Annotated in this window: 15 protein-coding genes; 5 read left to right on the top strand and 10 right to left on the bottom strand. The window is 53.5% G+C overall.

The features are described from left to right. Window positions 1–7 precede the first annotated feature (7 nt). The 5 genes from phoU to FE783_RS17520 form a co-directional block, all read right to left on the bottom strand. Window positions 8–667 carry a phosphate signaling complex protein PhoU gene (phoU, locus tag FE783_RS17540; RefSeq protein ID WP_138880867.1) on the bottom strand — a complete coding sequence of 220 codons (660 nt, stop codon included), beginning with the start codon at window positions 665–667 and terminating at the stop codon, window positions 8–10. 22 nt (window positions 668–689) lie between these two features. Further along, on the bottom strand, window positions 690–1442 hold the full coding sequence (gene pstB, locus FE783_RS17535) for a phosphate ABC transporter ATP-binding protein PstB (protein ID WP_202916206.1): 753 nt from the start codon (window positions 1440–1442) through the stop codon (window positions 690–692). A gap of 19 nt (window positions 1443–1461) precedes the next feature. Continuing rightward, entirely contained in the window at window positions 1462–2322 is an 861-nt protein-coding gene (pstA, locus tag FE783_RS17530) for a phosphate ABC transporter permease PstA (RefSeq protein ID WP_138880686.1), read from the bottom strand. After that, window positions 2319–3260 (bottom strand): phosphate ABC transporter permease subunit PstC, encoded by a 942-nt coding sequence (gene pstC / locus FE783_RS17525; protein ID WP_138880685.1) that lies wholly within the window; start codon window positions 3258–3260, stop codon window positions 2319–2321. The genes pstA and pstC overlap by 4 nt, the downstream gene beginning before the upstream one ends. 213 nt (window positions 3261–3473) lie before the next feature. Continuing rightward, on the bottom strand, window positions 3474–4379 hold the full coding sequence (locus FE783_RS17520) for a phosphate ABC transporter substrate-binding protein (protein ID WP_138880684.1): 906 nt from the start codon (window positions 4377–4379) through the stop codon (window positions 3474–3476). Between the two features lie 297 nt (window positions 4380–4676). On the opposite strand from FE783_RS17520, the gene FE783_RS17515 reads away from it, so the two are divergent. Continuing rightward, window positions 4677–6428 (top strand): methyl-accepting chemotaxis protein, encoded by a 1752-nt coding sequence (locus FE783_RS17515; RefSeq protein ID WP_138880683.1) that lies wholly within the window; start codon window positions 4677–4679, stop codon window positions 6426–6428. Window positions 6429–6431: 3 nt separating this feature from the next. Here the strand turns inward: FE783_RS17515 and FE783_RS17510 are convergent, their stop codons facing one another. Next, window positions 6432–8273 (bottom strand): ATP-binding protein, encoded by a 1842-nt coding sequence (locus FE783_RS17510; protein ID WP_138880682.1) that lies wholly within the window; start codon window positions 8271–8273, stop codon window positions 6432–6434. Window positions 8274–8387: 114 nt separating this feature from the next. After that, window positions 8388–9278, bottom strand: coding sequence for an SDR family oxidoreductase (locus FE783_RS17505; RefSeq protein ID WP_138880681.1), 891 nt, complete (start codon window positions 9276–9278; stop codon window positions 8388–8390). A gap of 198 nt (window positions 9279–9476) precedes the next feature. On the opposite strand from FE783_RS17505, the gene FE783_RS37625 reads away from it, so the two are divergent. Then, entirely contained in the window at window positions 9477–9632 is a 156-nt protein-coding gene (locus FE783_RS37625) for a hypothetical protein (protein ID WP_158301883.1), read from the top strand. Window positions 9633–9704: 72 nt separating this feature from the next. Here FE783_RS37625 and FE783_RS17500 read toward each other — a convergent pair whose 3' ends face one another. After that, window positions 9705–10433: a response regulator gene (locus FE783_RS17500; protein WP_238403126.1), complete on the bottom strand. Its 729-nt coding sequence runs from the start codon at window positions 10431–10433 to the stop codon at window positions 9705–9707. A 28-nt stretch (window positions 10434–10461) separates the two neighbouring features. Beyond that, window positions 10462–12039 (bottom strand): ATP-binding protein, encoded by a 1578-nt coding sequence (locus tag FE783_RS17495; RefSeq protein WP_138880679.1) that lies wholly within the window; start codon window positions 12037–12039, stop codon window positions 10462–10464. A gap of 215 nt (window positions 12040–12254) precedes the next feature. On the opposite strand from FE783_RS17495, the gene FE783_RS17490 reads away from it, so the two are divergent. The 3 genes from FE783_RS17490 to FE783_RS17480 are packed head-to-tail and all read left to right on the top strand — an operon-like array spanning window position 12255 to window position 15340. Further along, complete coding sequence (locus FE783_RS17490; protein WP_420799748.1) at window positions 12255–13286, top strand: Bug family tripartite tricarboxylate transporter substrate binding protein; 1032 nt, start codon at window positions 12255–12257, stop codon at window positions 13284–13286. Between the two features lie 13 nt (window positions 13287–13299). Then, window positions 13300–13761, top strand: a complete 462-nt coding sequence (locus FE783_RS17485; protein ID WP_138880677.1) for a tripartite tricarboxylate transporter TctB family protein — start codon at window positions 13300–13302, stop codon at window positions 13759–13761. 52 nt (window positions 13762–13813) lie between these two features. After that, window positions 13814–15340 carry a tripartite tricarboxylate transporter permease gene (locus FE783_RS17480; RefSeq protein WP_138880676.1) on the top strand — a complete coding sequence of 509 codons (1527 nt, stop codon included), beginning with the start codon at window positions 13814–13816 and terminating at the stop codon, window positions 15338–15340. A 49-nt stretch (window positions 15341–15389) separates the two neighbouring features. Here the strand turns inward: FE783_RS17480 and FE783_RS17475 are convergent, their stop codons facing one another. Continuing rightward, a complete protein-coding gene (locus tag FE783_RS17475) occupies window positions 15390–16988 on the bottom strand; it encodes an extracellular solute-binding protein (protein WP_138880675.1) in 1599 nt (532 codons plus the stop codon). Window positions 16989–17002 lie beyond the last annotated feature (14 nt).

Here is a 17002-nt window from a genome sequence, read left to right as displayed (position 1 = left end):
CCGGTTATCAAGCGTTCAAATCAGGCCGCTTCCCTTTAACCAAATAAACGACGCTCTCGCCGATATTCGTCGCATGATCGGCCATCCGCTCGAGATATCGGCTGACGAAGCAGAGAAGAAGCGACTGGTTGACCGTCTTCGGATTTTCCACCATGAAGCCGAACAGCTCCCGCATAATTTGACTGTGCAGCTGATCGACGTCGTCGTCCATCTTGGCCATCCGGTAAGCGAGGTCGACATTTTCCTGCACATAGGATTCGATGCTGTCGCGCGTCATCTGCTGCGCGATTTCGGCCATCCGGGGAATATCGACGAGCGGCTTGATGAGCGGCTCTCCGCCGATGCGCACCGTCACCTTGGCGATGTCCACGGCCAAGTCGGCCATCCGTTCGAGATCGCTCGCCATGCGGAAAGCGATAATGATGCGGCGCAAATCCTTGGCCACAGGCTGCTGTGTCGCGATGAGCCGCGTGCCGATATCGTCGATCCGCTCCTCCATCGCGTTAATCGCGGCATCGCCCGCTATGACATCTTGTGCCAGCTCCAGATTGCCGTCCTTGAGCGATTGGACCGACTTGATGATCGCCTGCTCCACCTTGCCGCCCATATCGATCAGTTCTTTGCGCAGTTCGTTCAGCGATGAATCGAAATTATGACGTTTGGTCATCATTTGTCTGCAATCCCCCCGATTAACCGAATCTACCGGTAATGTAATCTTCCGTGCGCTGATCTTCCGGATTCGAGAACAGCTTGACCGTATCCGCGAATTCGACCACCTCGCCGTTCAGGAAAAACGCCGTCTGGTTCGACACGCGCGCTGCCTGCTGCATGTTGTGCGTCACGATCACGATCGTATAATTGTCCTTCAGCTCTTGAATAAGCTCTTCAATCTTCAGCGTAGAGATCGGATCGAGCGCGGAGGTCGGTTCGTCCATCAGCAGAATTTGCGGTCCGACCGCCAAAGCCCGGGCGATGCACAGTCGCTGCTGCTGGCCGCCGGAAAGGCCGTATGCGGACTTTTTCAAGTAATCCTTCACTTCATCCCACAAAGCCGCGGAGCGCAAGCTTTTCTCCACAATCTCGTCGAGCTCCGACTTTTTCGTCGTGCCGTGAATGCGCGGGCCGTAGGCGACATTGTCGTAGATCGATTTCGGGAACGGGTTCGGCTGTTGGAACACCATCCCTACGTTTTTGCGCAGTGTCTCGACGTTGTTGCGGGACAAGTAGATGTCTTCGCCGTTGATGGCGACTTTGCCCTCGATACGGACGCCCTTGATCGTGTCGTTCATCCGGTTCAACGTACGCAGCAAGGTCGATTTGCCGCAGCCGGAAGGACCGATGAACGCCGTAATCGATTTTTCCTGTATTTCCATATTTATTTTCTTGAGCGCGCGAAATTCCGAATAATACAAATCCAACTGTTCGATATCTATGAGAGCCATGGCCGAGCCTCCTCGTATGTTATTTGTCGCCTGACAGCTTCTTCTGGATCATGCGGCTCGGAATCGCGATGAGCAGGTTGAACAGCAGCACGACGATGACGAGCAGCGCCGCGCTGCCCTGGGCGATCTCTTTCGCATCGGGTGCGAGCGAGCTGCCGCCCACGTACCACAGATGAACCGCGAGCGTCTCCCCCATCGCCATCGGGTCGAAATCGGGAAAAAATCTCGAGACCGACGTACCTGCGGTATAAATCAAAATCGCCGTTTCCCCAAGCGCCCGTCCCGCAACAAGCGTAATCCCGGTAATGAGTCCCGGCATCGCGGCCGGAAGCAGCACGCGCCGTATGCCTTGCCATCTGGTGGAACCGAGCGCCAGGCTGGCCGACCAATAGGAGCCCGGAACGCTATTCAACGATTCCTCCGTAACTCTGACGAGAATCGGTAAATTGAGCAGCGCCAGCGTCGCCGAGCCGCCCAGGATGGAAAACTTCCAGCCCATCCAGTTGACGAAGATTAACGCCCCGAACAGTCCGAATACGATGGACGGAACGGAAGAGAGAGCTTCGACGGAGATGCGCACGAGATCGGTAAACTTGTTTTTCTTCGCATATATGGTCAAGTAAATGCCGGCCCCGATGCCGATAGGCGCGGAGAACAGCATGGATAGAAACAAAATGTAGAACGAGTTGAACAAATGGGGCCCTACTCCGCCTCCGGCCGTCAATTCCTGCGGCATTCCGGTAAGGAATTTCCAGGACAGATGCGGCAGCCCGGGTCTAAGAATCTGATACAAAAACCAGGCCAAAATTAATATGATGGAAATGCCGACGAACCAAAAGTAGACGGTCGCCAGCCGGTTGGTCAGTTTCCCCCACCTCACTTGGCTTCACTCCTTTTCGAGAAGACGCGGATAATCAGGATCAAGGACATCGAGATGACCAGAAGCAGCAGCGCCATCATGTAAAGCGCATTGTTCCAAGTCGTGCCGTAAAACGTGTTCGCCATATCCTTCACGATGGCCGTCGTCAATACGGTCGTGGAGTCGAGCAGCGAGGAAGGAATTTTCGGCGAATTGCCGATTACCATGAATACCGCCATCGTTTCCCCGATGGCCCGTCCCATCCCGAGAATGATAGCCGTCAGGATGCCGGACTTCGCCGAGGGCAGCAGCACTCTCCAGATCGTCTGCCAGCGGGTCGCCCCGAGCGCCATGGAAGCTTCTTCGAGCCGTTTCGGCAAAGCCCGCAGCGTATCCTCCGATATCGACATAATCGTGGGCAAAATCATAACCGCCAAAATAATCGCCGCCGGCAGGATGCCGTATCCGATCCCCCCGAACATTTTGCCTAGGGCAGGGACGATAATCGTAAGCCCGATCAAGCCGTATACGACGGACGGAATGCCGACGAACAGATCGGCTGCCGGACGCAATATTTCACGCATCCATTTCGGGGCGATCTTCGCCATGAAGACGGCTCCGGACAAGGCCAGCGGAACGGCCATCAAGACCGACAATAACGTCAGCAATATCGTGCTGTACAAAAAGGCCAGAGCGCCGAAACGCGGTTCTTCCGAAGAAGGCGACCAGTCCGTCGACAAGAAAAATTCGGCCGGAGTGACGTCCTTGAATGTAAGCGAGCCCTGATAGCCGACGAAAGCGATGATCGAGAAAATAATCGCGGTCACGAGAACCGAGCTGCCGATAAACACCCAGTGCATCGCGTCGTCCTTCATCTTCTGCCGTCTCGTCCACCGGTCGAATCCGTTCGTTGCTTGCTCCGTTCGCAAGGCCGCGTCTGTTTGCGTCATCTTTGACATGTGAGCCCCTCCTTCTTTCTTCATTCATCATAGGGGGAGAATGTTTTCCCTATATTAATAATTTGTTAAGCGGGTGTAAAAACGGACGCGTCCGCGACAAAATATTCCAATCTCCGCTCCCGTGCAGACAAAAAATCCCGGCTATGCCATATCGCTTATGCGTATGACAAACCGGGATTTTGTTCGGGCTATCGGGGAATGTTATCCGTATCCTTATTTCTTGATGAGATCGGCAGGCAGGAAGCCGAGATTGGCCACTTCCGGCTTACTCAGAAACTCCTTGCTCATAATGAATTCCAGGAATGCTTTCACGGCAGGGTTGTTGCTGTCTTTCTTCGTATACATATGCTCGATGCCGTACAGCGGGTATTTGCCGCTCTTGATGTTGTCGGACGAATATTCGTTTCCGTCCAGCTTGAGAGCTTTGATTTTGTCGTTGCCTTTAATGTAAGGAACGTCTACGTAGCCGATCGAGCCTTCCGTCGATCCTACCGCTTCCGCAACCGTTTTGCTCGTATCTTGCGTTACGCCTTCTTTGGTGAAGTCTTTGTTGTCGAGCACGATTTGTTTCACGAGCTTGCGCGAGCCGGAGCTGTCCGGACGATGAACGACCGTAATTTTCAAGTCTTTGCCGCCAACGTCTTTCCAGTTCGTGATTTTGCCCATGAAAATATCGGCTGCTTGAGCTTTCGTCAAGTTGTCGATGCCAACGCTGCTTTTGTTGACGATCAGGGCGAAAGGCGCGATAACGACGATATTGTCGGTCAGTTTGTCTTTGTATTGAGCGTCCGCCTCTACGTCCGAGTTGCCGATGTCGGATACGCCGTCCGCTACGTTTTTCACGCCCGTGCCGGAACCGCCGCCCGTTACGTTAACCGTTACTTTCGGGTTTTTCGCCATGAAATCTTGAGCCGCTTTGCTGACGAGCGGCTGGAGCGCCGTCGATCCGGATGCCGAAACCGTTCCGGTCAATTCCGCCGCCGCCGGCGTCTTAGGCGCCGCCGCGCCGCCGCTTGCGTTCGTCTTCTCGTCTTTATTGCCGCACGCAGCAAGAACCCCCACCGATAAAATTCCGACCATTGCAAAAGTAAACATTTTCTTCGACATCATCTTCAACATGTTGTGCATGTCCTCCCTTTAACTTTTTGTTTACATTCGATATCGTACCAACCAATTGTTAAAGCAAAACACGCGAATCGTAAACCGAGTGTAAATTTTTCAGAAGCCTTTTCATACGCCTTTCACATGGAGGTACGTGGGATTCGGACAATCCAGAACTTTACATCAGCATGACAAAATATGACTTTTGCGTTAATAAAGCTGAGCTATAATCCCTACAAATAGGCAATTAGGAGCTGTCACGCAATGCATGCCTTGATTGCATTTTCAGTTCCTAAGACATAGGGGGATCACAATATGGCCAACAAAAAGAAAAAGCTTGCTCTCTTGTGGAAAACGAAGCTTACGCTCGGCTTCGCCGTCGTATCGCTCGTATTCGCGGCTGCCGCGCTGATCAATCTGGTGCAGGTGCGCGGAATGAACGAACAGCTGTCCAGGCAAAACGAGAAAGTGGAAATGAAGCTGATGGCGCTTGAATTGAAGGTGCTCGTCCAGGAGCTGAAAGATATATCGTCCGGCTTGATGATATCGCGGGACGAGAAATATACGGACAAATTTATGGAGAAGCGCCCCGCATTCCAGGAGATGGTACGATCCGTCGGGGAGACGGCGACGACGGACAACCAGCGCTTATGGAGAAGTCAGATGATTATGGCGCAGACGGAATTCCTCGATCTGTTCGACCGGGCCGTCAGCGTCATCCGGAACAAAAGCTGGACGGAAGTCGATATCCAGAAAAATACGGAGTCCTTATATAAGGAAACACAGGTGCAAAGGGATATCATTTTCGATTTGGTGGACAAGTTCTACGTCGATTATTCGAAAGATGCGGAAGCCGCGGTCAAAGCTACGACCGATCATATGACGGGAGCCGTCGCCGTGCTGCTGCTCGCCGCCGCATCCGTGCTGATCATTACCGTCATCGTCTCGATCATGCTGATCCGTTCGTTTACGAAGCCGCTCCGGCGGATGCAGCATGCGATGGGCTTGATCGGCGACGGCGATCTGCGCCATCGCATCGATTCAACGTCCCCGGACGAATTCGGCCAGCTCGGACGAAGCTTCGACCGGATGATGGATAACGTCGCCGATATGCTCACCCGGCTGCGCGACATCGGCACGGAGCTGAATGAACGCTCGGCCGTGTTCAAGCAATTCGCGCGTTCGACGGCGGCCGCCAATGCGGACATTTTGAAGGCGTTCGGCGAAATCGCCGGCGGAGCGGACCAGCAAGCCGCCTTCTCGGAGAAGAGCGCCTCGCTCGTATCCGGACTCGGGCAAGAGGTTGAGCATATCGCGCGCTCCGCTGACGAGATGATACGGTTTGGCGGAATGGCCGACGAGCAAGCGAAGCGGGGCGCGGAGACGGTAGCGGAGCTGGAAGGGGCGGCGGAGCAGTCGAACGTTATGCTGCATCAAGCCGAAGCGGCGGTCGAAGCTTTCCTCAAGGATGCTGTGCAGATCGGCAAAATCGTCCATGCGATTACGGAGATCGCCAATCAGACCAACGTTCTTGCGCTGAACGCATCTATTGAAGCGGCACGGGCAGGTACTCACGGCAAAGGCTTCCTCGTTATTGCCGACGAAGTGAGAATGCTCTCGGAGCAGTCCAAATCGGCGGCCAAATCGATAGCGGAATTGGTCGGATCGCTGCAGACGCAGATGGCCGGGGTGCGCGATAGTATGACGGTCGCGGGCGAAGCTGCGGCAACTCAAGGGGCAAAAGTAAGCGATACGCTGGCCGCCTTCCGAACGATCGGACAATCGATCGCGGATTTGTACGGGCAGACGGACCATATCCATGCGAGAGTGAAACTGGCGGAGGAAAGCAACACTACTCTGATCGATGCCATTCAGCATATGGCCGCGATCGCGGAAGAAACGGCCGCCGGCGTGGAGGAAGTGAACTCGACGTCGATCGAACAGAACGAGTCGGTGCGGCAAATCGCCGAGCAAGCCGAAGCGATGCATGAGATCGCAGAGAGCCTTTTCGCCGAAATCGGCAAGTTCAAGACAGACGACAGAGCGGACAATCGCGGTGTTGTTTGAGGGTTATACGAGCGCCGAAGCGGATGAATGCGCCAGGGCCGGACAGGACGGCAAAACGACGTGAATTTGGGTGCCGATTCCGAGCTGGCTGTATACTTGGACGCGCCCGCCATGATTTTCGATAATGTTCATACTGACCATCAGTCCGAGTCCGGTTCCTTTCTCCTTCGTCGTGTAGAACGGCTGGCCGAGCATACGGATTTTTTCTTCCGAGATGCCTACGCCTTCGTCGCGTATGACGATCACGATATCGGACTGTTCCTCCTTGGCGTCGATCGTGACGGTGCCTCCGTCAGGCATCGCTTCGATCGAATTTTTCAGCATATTGATGAACACTTGCTTCAGTTGATTCGAGTCGCAGCATACGGTCAAAGAATGCCCTTCGTATATTCTGGCGATTTGCACGTTGTGCATGTTGGCCTCGGATTCGAGCAAAGTGGCGACATGGTCCAATATGACCGGGACATGCACCGGCTGGAATTCGACCGCCTGGGGCTTCGAGAGCATCAGCAGTTCGCCCGTAATGAGCTCGATGCGGCCGATTTCGTCCAAGATGATGCCGTAGTAGCTCTGCGGCATCCGTTCCTTGAGGAGCTGGATGAAGCCTTTGATCGATGTCAGCGGATTGCGGATTTCATGGGCGATGCCTGCGGCCAGTTCGCCGGCGACGGAGAGCTTCTCGGATCGTTGAATCATTTCCCTCGCCTGCTTCAGCTCCGTTACGTCCCTCATAAGCCGTTCGGTCAGCTGCTGCAATTGCTGCTTCATTTGCTTGTCCGATGTAATATTTTTGACGATCAGGCATACGCCGTGCGTACTTCCTTCGACGAGCATCGGGATCGCAGATACGCTTACATCGTTTCTTTCCCCCGATTTGTTGATGATGCCGATTTCCATCGCATGTCCTTGACCCGCCACCGATTTGACAAAGCTTTCCCCGGCAATGTTCAGATCTTCCCGGCATACGAAGTCAATCACGTTGCGTCCGACGATCTCGTGGGCTTCATATCCGATTACGTCCGCCGATCTGCGGTTGGACCGGACGACAACCCCATCCATGTCCGTCACGATGACAAGCTCCGGACTTTGCTCGAACAAGGAGCTGTACTTCTGCTCGGCCTCTTGGAGACGCCGGTTGACCAGTACCGACATGACGCTGATGCCGAGCAGGAACAAGGCGGCGACGCCGAACGCACTGGCCGTGAACATATCGTGGTTCGTATCGGTCATCCGATTCCCGAACCCGCCGTCATACCGGAATGTAGTCCCCCGCATAGCCAGAAAATGCATCCCGACGAGACCGAGCCCCATCATGATCGAGCTGAGCGCTTTCCATCCGTGATGCTTGCGGCCATACCGGTAAGCGATCCGGAAGGAGACGTAAGCGTCGATTACGGCCCATAGCCAAGACAGAAAGATCCAGTCGAAGCCGAATTCCACCTCGACAAACGAATGCATCCCGTACACTCCTAAGAAATGCATCATGCAAACTCCCGTCCCGGCAATGACGCTGCCGGCGGCATGCCGACGGAAGCTGCCGCTCGTCGAAGCGTCCGAGAAAATGCTGAAGGCCGCAAAAAACGCGCAAAACGGCAGCACGGCGGATAATAAGAAAAATAGGAAATAGTAGTCCGAGGAAAGCGGAAGCCGGTAAGCCATCATGGCGATAAACCCGGCCGACCATAGGCCGATGGCGGTCGTAAACGCCGAATAGAACAGACGAAGCCGGTCTTTCCGGACTTGCTGTTCTCCGATCAGCGTAATGACCGTGTACGAGGATGCGAGTGCAATCACATAAGATAACACCATAAGCCAACCGTCATGAATATGTGCGATAAGTGGCATGCAAGCGCGCTCCTTCGAACCGTCGAGTTCACAATAGCGCTTCCATTGTATCAAGAGAACCGAAGGAACATGCTCGAAAATTGTCGAAGCGTTCAGAAATCATTTATGAATATATCATTGATGCTCGAACGTCCGTTTATAGTAGGCGTTCCAATTCGGGCGGGTTCCGTCGATGTCCGTAAACCCGTACTCTTCCGCCAAGTCGCCCGACATGAGCGCCTTCCCCGATTTAGCGGCAATGTTCGGATCGCTTGCCAAGGCGACGACGGCTCTGCCAATATAATAAGGCGTTTCCGATTGGGCGAAATGAACGTCCTTCGCTACCGCCTCGCGCCAATTCGATTCGGCTACGCCGAAATGGTCCAACACCGCTTCGGAGCGGAGAAACCCCGGAGTTAGCGCCAGCGCCGTCACGCCGTGAGGCTTCAAGTCGGCGGCCATCGCCTCCGCGAGATGGATCGTCGATACTTTGGCCAAGCTGTAGTAGAGATTGCCCCTGTACCGGTAGTCGGTGCCGTCGGTCACTTCGATTATGAGACCTTGTCTGCGGGCGACCATCATCGTCACGCCGTAGTGGCTCGTAATCAGGTGGGAATGTACGGCCCGCCGCTGCATCAGAAGCCCGTTGCTGAGCGAATGCTCCCAGAACGGCGTTTCCCACTGCGTCAGCGGGTCCCCGCCCCATATGTCGTTAACGAGAATATCCAGCCGGCCGTCCTGTTCCCGGCGAATGCGGTCGAACAGCGCCTTTACGTCTTCTTCGACCGTATGGTCCGTTCTGACGGCGATCCCGACGCCGCCCCGCGCGCTCACCATCTCGGCGGTTTCTTCGATCGTCTCGCCCCTGCCTTCGGTGGCCGGATTTCCCCTCACACTTCGTCCCGTCACGTATACGGTCGCTCCCGCTTCCCCCAGCATGACGGCGATTCCTCTGCCGCCTCCGCGCGTCGCGCCTGTCACTACGGCTACTTTTCCTGCCAATGGCTTGCTGATGCTGTTGCTCATGTTCGGCTCGCTCCTATCGTTCGATATTGACCATCACCTTTACTTCTATAGTAATCGGTCATTGACGACACCTTTTGTCATATTGCCTTTCCCTTCTACTTGGAGCTTTTTTAAATGGAGGATTTCCATTAAACGGCTCGCGGTATGTTTTAATCGTCCCGTGGATAACCTAATGCCCGAAGGGAAAGGAGGAAAACAATGGACAAGCGAGAAGAAGCCGTGCAGCGCGATGTCGGAGAAGATGTGTCCGCACACGAACGCCTCGGCATGAGAATTGACGACGATAACGACGATCCGACCGATATCGAGCGTGACGGACGCATTAACATCGCCCCGGACAGCGCGCCGTTCTGAGCAAAACGAAGCCCCCGCTTCTTTCGCTGGAAGCGGGGGGTTCGTTTGCTGCCGCACACTTCCTGCAGACTCTTACCGCACTTCTTTATTGTGTTTTCTGTAAACCCGTTCGGGCCGGCCTACAACACCATAGGACAAATCTGCATAGATGTCGCCGAGACTTACCAAATACTCCAAATAACGGCGACCGGTTGAACGACTGGCACCGATTATTTTGGCGATTTGATCGGCCGTCAAGCCGTCGGGCACGCTTGATAGGGCCTGCACGACCTTCAGGAGCGTCAATTTATCGATGCCCTTCGGCAAAAAAGAAGCTCCCGATCCCGTTTCTTTTTTGGCCGCTCCCAAGAGCAAACGATCCACATCGCTTTGGCTGATGTTACCGCTTACGTTCAATCGGCTCAGCTCCCGACGAAAATCAAGATAACGGTGAAGCGTTTCCTGTAGCCGGTTAAAGACCAGCGGCTTCATAATGTAGTCGAACGCTCCTCCGCGAACGACCTCGCGTATCGTCTCGACCTCCTTGGCCGCCGTAATCATAATCACATCCGTCTCCCGGTAATGCTGTCGAATGTATTGCAAAATGTCCAATCCGCTCACGTTCGGCAAATAAATATCCAGCAGCACCAGGTCCGGCTTCATAATTTCCAATTGCTCCTTGGCCTGAATATCGTCGGTCGCGATACCTACGACTTTAAAGCCATCTACCTTCTCGATGAACCGACGGTTGATCTCGGCGATCTTTACGTCGTCTTCCACGATCAGTACTTCCACGGCCGGTTTGCGAAGCTGGTCTCCCAACGAAATCTCTCCATTCGAGGCATATGGTTTATTTCGGAATGGCCACGGTGAAAATGGTGCCTCCCGCGGGGTTTTTGTGAATCGTGACATAGCCGTTCAATTTGCCTACGGCATGGTGGACAAGCGTCAGTCCGATGCCGCGGTGTTCGCCTTCTTTGGTCGAAAAGCCTTTCTCGAACACGGAGCTCATGATTTCCTCCGGAATCCCGATCCCGTTATCTTCGCATTCGATGATCAAGTCATCGCCCAGGTCGGTCATAAACAATTTCACATACTTGTCCGATCTGCTATCGCAAGCAAGAACGGCCTCCATAGCATTGTCTGCCAAATTGCCGATAATCGTAACGAGCAATCCCCGGTCCATGCGGATAGGAATATCCTTGAATGAGCTTTCATGGTCGATTTCGAATGCGACCTTCAGTTCGTGGGCATGATTGTATTTGCCGATCAGCAGCCCCCCGATCATCGGATCGGGAATTTCCCTCATAATGAATTGAACGAGATTCTGATGCACACTCGTTTCGCGGGAAATAAGTTCGACGGCTTCTTGATACGATTCCAGCTGGATCAACCCGGATATGACATACAGCTTATTCGAGAACTCATGGGTTTGAGCCCGAAGCGTCTCGGCGAATCGTCTTACTTGAGACAATTCCTCGGCAAGCCGGTACAACTCGGATTTGCTGCGGAAGCTTGAGACGGCGCCGGTAACGCGGCCGCTTAAATCCGTGGTCGGCACGCGATTGACTATCACCTCGTGATCGCCGATCAACATCTCGCTATCAAACTCCGCTTTGCCGGTGCGAACGACTTCGTTTAGTCGCGTATTCGGAATGATTTCTTCGATCGGCAGACCCGAGATGCCGGCGTTTTCCGGCAATTGCAACAGCTGCAATGCATATCGGTTGGCCATCGTAATGACGCCTTCCCGGTTCACGGCGATAATGCCTTCGCGGATAGATTCAAGAATGGCTTGCTTCTCGGTATATAGAGCACCAATCTCTTCGGGTTCAAGACCGTGAATGGAACGCCGCACGCTGCGTGCGATAACAACCGAACCGATTAAGCCTACAGCTAACACGATCAGTGAGATCAGTTCGATTCGAGACTGGTAAACATCGGTAATATGATTGATGTCCTCCATAAGAAATCCGACGGAAACGATTCCCATTACGGCTCCATTATCGTTAATGATCGGAACTTTGCCTCGGAGAGCCGGTCCGAGCGACCCGACCGCTTTCGAGACGATCGACTTGCCTTCAAGCACCGGCCCGTTATCTCCGCCGACCATCTCCTTCCCGATCCTGTCGGGAACGGGGTGGGAATATCGAATGCCTTCCCGGTTTCCAATAACTATATATTCCGCATCGGTCTTCGTCCTTATCCTTTCGGCTATCGGCTGAATGACGGCGGAAGGATCCGGATCGTCGAATGCCTCCCGGATTTCGGGCATGGATGCTACGGTCTCGGCAATCTTCAACGCCCGCGTTCCGATTTGTTCTTCAAGAACGGCGGTAATAACGTAATAATATATGCCCCCGAGACTGAGAATGACGAATGCAAGCAGGGAGCAAATGATGAATATAAGCTTTGTTTGCAGCTTCACGGCTCGTCTGACACCCCCGCTTTGTAGCAATTGTATCATATAGATTGTCATTATTGAGGGAGCGGTACTGCGAAACGGCGTGAACAATATGAACAAAATGCGCAAAACGGCGTTATTGCTTTTAAATGCGTTAAACTGTTCTATTCCTGTTAGCAGTGTTATTCTGTAAGCGCATTCAATATAAGCTTGATTTTAATACGGAGGGGTTCTTTATGATGAAAAGCATTTCGGCGGCATTTTGGAAAACGGCTCCGATCGGTATACTCGCAATAAGCTTGGCAGCCTGCGGCAATGCAAGCAAGGAGACAACCGCCCCGGCCGCTGCGGCGTCGAAGTATCCTGAAAAAGCGCTTACCCTTGTTGCTCCATCGGGTGCCGGAGGCGGTTGGGATATGACTGCGCGCACCATCGCCAAAGTATTGACCGAAACCAAATCGGTCGAGAAAGCGATTACCGTAGAAAACAAACCCGGCGGGGGCGGCGCCGTCTTCATGGCGGAATACGCCACCAAAGACGTGAAAGACAATTACAAGCTATTCGTAAGCTCGCCGCCCATTCTGATCAATAATTTGAAGAAAGAAGGAAACACGCCGTACGGCTATAAGGACACGACGCCGCTCGCTCAATTGACGAAAGACTACGGGGCCATTGCGGTAGCGGCAAACTCCAAATATTCGGACTTGAAATTGCTGCTGAACGATATGAAGGCCGATCCTTCGAAATTGACCGTTGCCGGAGGTTCGGCTCCCGGTTCGATGGATCACTTGGTATCGATTCTCCCGGCCTTTAAGTTCGGCATCGATCCGAAAAAAATCAAGTATTTGTCCTATGACGGCGGCGGCGAAGCGGTAACGGCACTGCTTGGCGGCAATGCGGATGTGCTGGGTACGGACGCTTCCTCGCTCGAGCAGTACGTGAAAGCGGGCAAAATCAAGGTGCTTGCAGTCGCTTCCCCGCAGCGTCTCGGCGGTACTTTGAAAGACGTGCCGACTATGAAGGAGCAGGGCGTCGATACGGAGTTTCTGATTTGGCGCGGCATCTTCGGACCTAAAGAGATGAGCGCGGATGCCAAGAAGTTTTGGGACGATACTTTGAAGAAAATGGTCGAGACGGAGCAGTGGAAAAAAGAAGTGTCGGCCAACAACTGGCAAACCGACTACAAGAACTCGAACGACTTCAAAGCCTATTTGGCGCAGCAAGAAACGCAGGTCAAAGATATATTGACAGCTATGGGCATGCAAAAATAAGGAGTCGAGAAGAATGAACAAAACATTCGATCGCTATGCCGGAATTGTGTTTTTTGCAATTGGGACCGCGTTCGTCATCGGCAGCAGAACTATTTCGACCAGCGCGTACGGCAGCAATGTCGGAGCCAATATTTTTCCCATGATATTAGGCTCCTTCCTGGCTCTCATGAGCTTGCGGCTAGTCTATGAATCATTTCGCAGACAGCAGGCGGAAAGAAAGAAAGTAAAGCTGGACTACGCGAGGTTCGGCATCATTTTTGCCGCGGCTGTTTTATACGCTTATTTTCTCGAGGACGTCGGCTTCGTCATTTCTACTTTTTTGTTTTTGCTTATCGGCTTTCAAACGATGCAGAGGGGGAAGATTTGGATTTCGCTGCTGATTGCCGCAGCCTTTTCCTTCGGTGTTTATTATCTTTATGTCGACGTGCTGGATGGTTCCCTTCCCGGTTTCCCGGCTTGGCTCGGCATATCCTGAATCGTTTCGGAAAGAATCGCATGGCGTAAGCAAATGCTGGGAGGTTTACAACGTGAGCACGATTGAATATTTGCTTCATGGTTTAGGCACCGCCATGCAATGGCATAATCTCGTATTCGTTTTTTTGGGCGTATTAATCGGAACGGTTGTAGGCGTTTTGCCTGGAATCGGACCTATGAGCGGCGTAGCGCTGCTGATTCCGATAACGGCGACGATGACTAACGGGCTAAGCCCGGAGGAAGCGGCCACGAGCTCCATCATATTGCTTGCAGGCGTTTATTACGGCGCGATGTATGGCGGCTCCACGACGTCCATTCTGCTTAATACGCCCGGCGAATCGTCATCCGTTGTCACGACATTGGACGGCTACCAGATGGCCAAGCAAGGCAGAGCCGGTGCCGCTCTGGCGATCTCGGCGATCGGGTCCTTCTCGGCAGGCATCGTATCGTTGATCGGTCTCATTTTCTTGGCCCGCCCTTTATCGGCGATCGCAATCAAATTCGGTCCGGCTGAATATTTCTCGCTAATGGTGCTCGGCTTACTTGCAATCAGCGGTCTGGCCGGCAAATCGATGGTGAAAGCGTTGATCATGACTGCGTTCGGCTTGCTGCTGGCAACGATCGGCATCGACAGCGTCTCCGGCGTAGCGCGGTTTACGTTTAATATTCCGGAGCTGTTTCAGGGCTTGGAATTTTTAACCGTCGCCGTAGGTACCTTTGCGGTTGGAGAAGTGTTTAAAACGATTTTGGAAAAAGAAGGGAAGGATGGCGAGCTTGCCAAAATCAATCGGATTCTGCCCACAAAGCAGGATTTGAAGGATAGTGCCGCTCCGATCGCACGCGGGTCCGTTCTCGGATTTTTCATCGGTCTTCTGCCTGGCGCAGGAGCGATCCTTGCCTCTTTCTTCGCTTATATCGTCGAGAAAAAAATAAGCAAGCATCCGGAAAAGTTCGGCAAAGGGGCCATCGAAGGCGTCGCTTCTCCCGAATCGGCGAACAATGCCGCCTCGGGCGGCGCGATGATCCCGCTGCTTAGCTTGGGTATTCCTTCTTCCGGCACAACGGCGATTTTGATGGGCGCCTTCATTATGTACAATGTACAGCCGGGGCCGCTTCTGTTTCAAGACCACCCTCAGCTTGCCTGGGGCGTAATTGCCAGTATGTTTGTCGGGAATTTGATGCTGCTCATCCTTAACATGCCGCTCGTGAAAGTGTTTGCCAAAGTCATAGAAACACCGACCAAATATTTGCTTCCGCTCATTATCGTCTTCTCGGTGTTCGGCGTATATGCGGTGCAGTACTCTACGTTCGACTTGCTCTTGGTCATGGGCTGCGGCCTCGTAGGGTATTTCCTGGCCAAAAACGACTACCCGCTGGCCCCGCTTGTGCTCGGTCTCATTCTCGGTCCGATGATGGAAAACAATATGCGCAGAGCGCTTACGATCTCCAATGGCGATTTTATGGTTTTTTTGCAAAAACCCGTTTCCCTCGTCTTCCTCATTGTCGGTTTCCTATGGGTAACCATTCCTCTGCTTCTCAAAATGAGAGGCAAAAACGTGCTTGTCAATGAGGGAGGATAACGATATTTCCACTTGCGAGCGCAGGCCGGTTACAGCCCGCGCTCTTGCTTTACCTTGCGGCAAACCGGTCCAGCGCATCCTGCTTCATTCGGATGACTTCATCGATGCCCATTTTACGGATCGTCGCGACGAATTTGTCGAAATTGTCAAGCGGCTCTACGCCCATGATGAACTTGTTGACCATTTCCTCGTAATACGGATTCACATCGTTCATGATCGAAGTTTGCTTCGAGCTTTCCGCCGAATTCATCGTGAGGGGCGGCATCAGCTTCGAATGGTCCGCCTTCGTCCAGACGGAGATCGCCTGCTTCTGCTCGGGCATTGAAGCGTATTGCTCGGCAAACCGTTTGTCGTAGACGAACGGTCCGGCGAACGTGCCGTGAGAGTAACGGGTCATGGCGAGACTCATGCTTAATTGATCCGGATTGTTCGTAATCAAGCTCGTGAGCTTGGGATACCCGTTCTCCATCTTGTAGCTGACGTTCTCGATGCCGAAGTTGAACAGCATCTTGCCGGCCTCTCCGTAAGCATAGTCCAGCCATCTGACGATCTTCTCGGGATGCTCCGCCGAAGCGGTAATCGCGGCCCCTCTGCCGTTAAACGGACTTTCCTTATGTCCGATCGACCGTCCGCCCGGATCGAGCGACGGATAAGGAGCTGCGATCAGCTTGAAGGCCGGATCGGTTTTGGCCATGGCTCCCGTGTAGCTGCCGATGCCATAGCCGGTATTCATCGCCATCGAGCCTACGAGGCCTTCGGTCATTTTCGCATCCTTCAGCTTCTGATCGAGCGTCGCGTAATCTTTATCGATCAAGCCTTCCTCGTACCACCGGTTCATCATCATGAGAAACTGCTTGAACCTCGGGTCGATCGGACCGTATTTCACTTTGCCGTTATCTTGGTAAAAAACCGACGTAATGCCATAGGCGCCTACGAAGGCATGCCCGACATTCATCACTTTGGCGTCGAACAGAAGCGGGATTTCGTCCTTGATGCCGTTGCCGTTCGGGTCCATGTCGCGGAAAGCGGTCAACACGCTCTCCCATTCCCTGAGCGTAGTCGGCACTTGCAGGCCGAGCTTGTCGAGCCAATCCTTCCTGAGCGCCGGTCCGTTATAGACGAGCGCATCCGGGGCGTCGGCGAAATAAGGGAACATGTACAGATTGCCTTCATCGGTCGTCGCCAGCTTCCTGAATTCCGGGTTTTCCTTCAGCACCTTCGATAAGTTGGGCGCATGCTTCTCGACCAGCTCATTCAGGCGAATAATCCGCTTTTCTTTGATCGCGTTGTCCGGACCTTTCGGAACGCCGCCCCATAAATATTCGATGACGTCCGGCAGTCTCCCGGAGGCGATCATCAAATTGAACTGATCCTTTTCTTGCCCGAACGCCGGATGCTGGAAGTCGACCTTCGTTCCGGTTCTATTCTCCAGCTCTTTATAAGCCGCTATCTCGCCGAAGCTTTTCATCGTTGCCGTAACGTTCGCGGTCATCGGGACCCAATACGTCAAGGCGGCCGGATAAGCCGACTGTGCGGCGGGAGCGGTGTCCGTACTTTCCTTCCTATCCTTAGTCACATCACTGCAGCCGGCCGCCAGAGCGGAGGCAAGCAGCATAACGGCGAACGGTTTCCGGTTTTTCCGGTTCATGGCGGCACTCCCTC

Source organism: Paenibacillus mesophilus (genome assembly GCF_005938385.1).
In the GTDB taxonomy this organism is placed as follows: Bacteria; Bacillota; Bacilli; order Paenibacillales; family NBRC-103111; genus Paenibacillus_AB; species Paenibacillus_AB mesophilus.
Note: the sequence above shows the minus strand (reverse complement) of the source record. Positions and strands in the feature narration are given on the sequence as shown.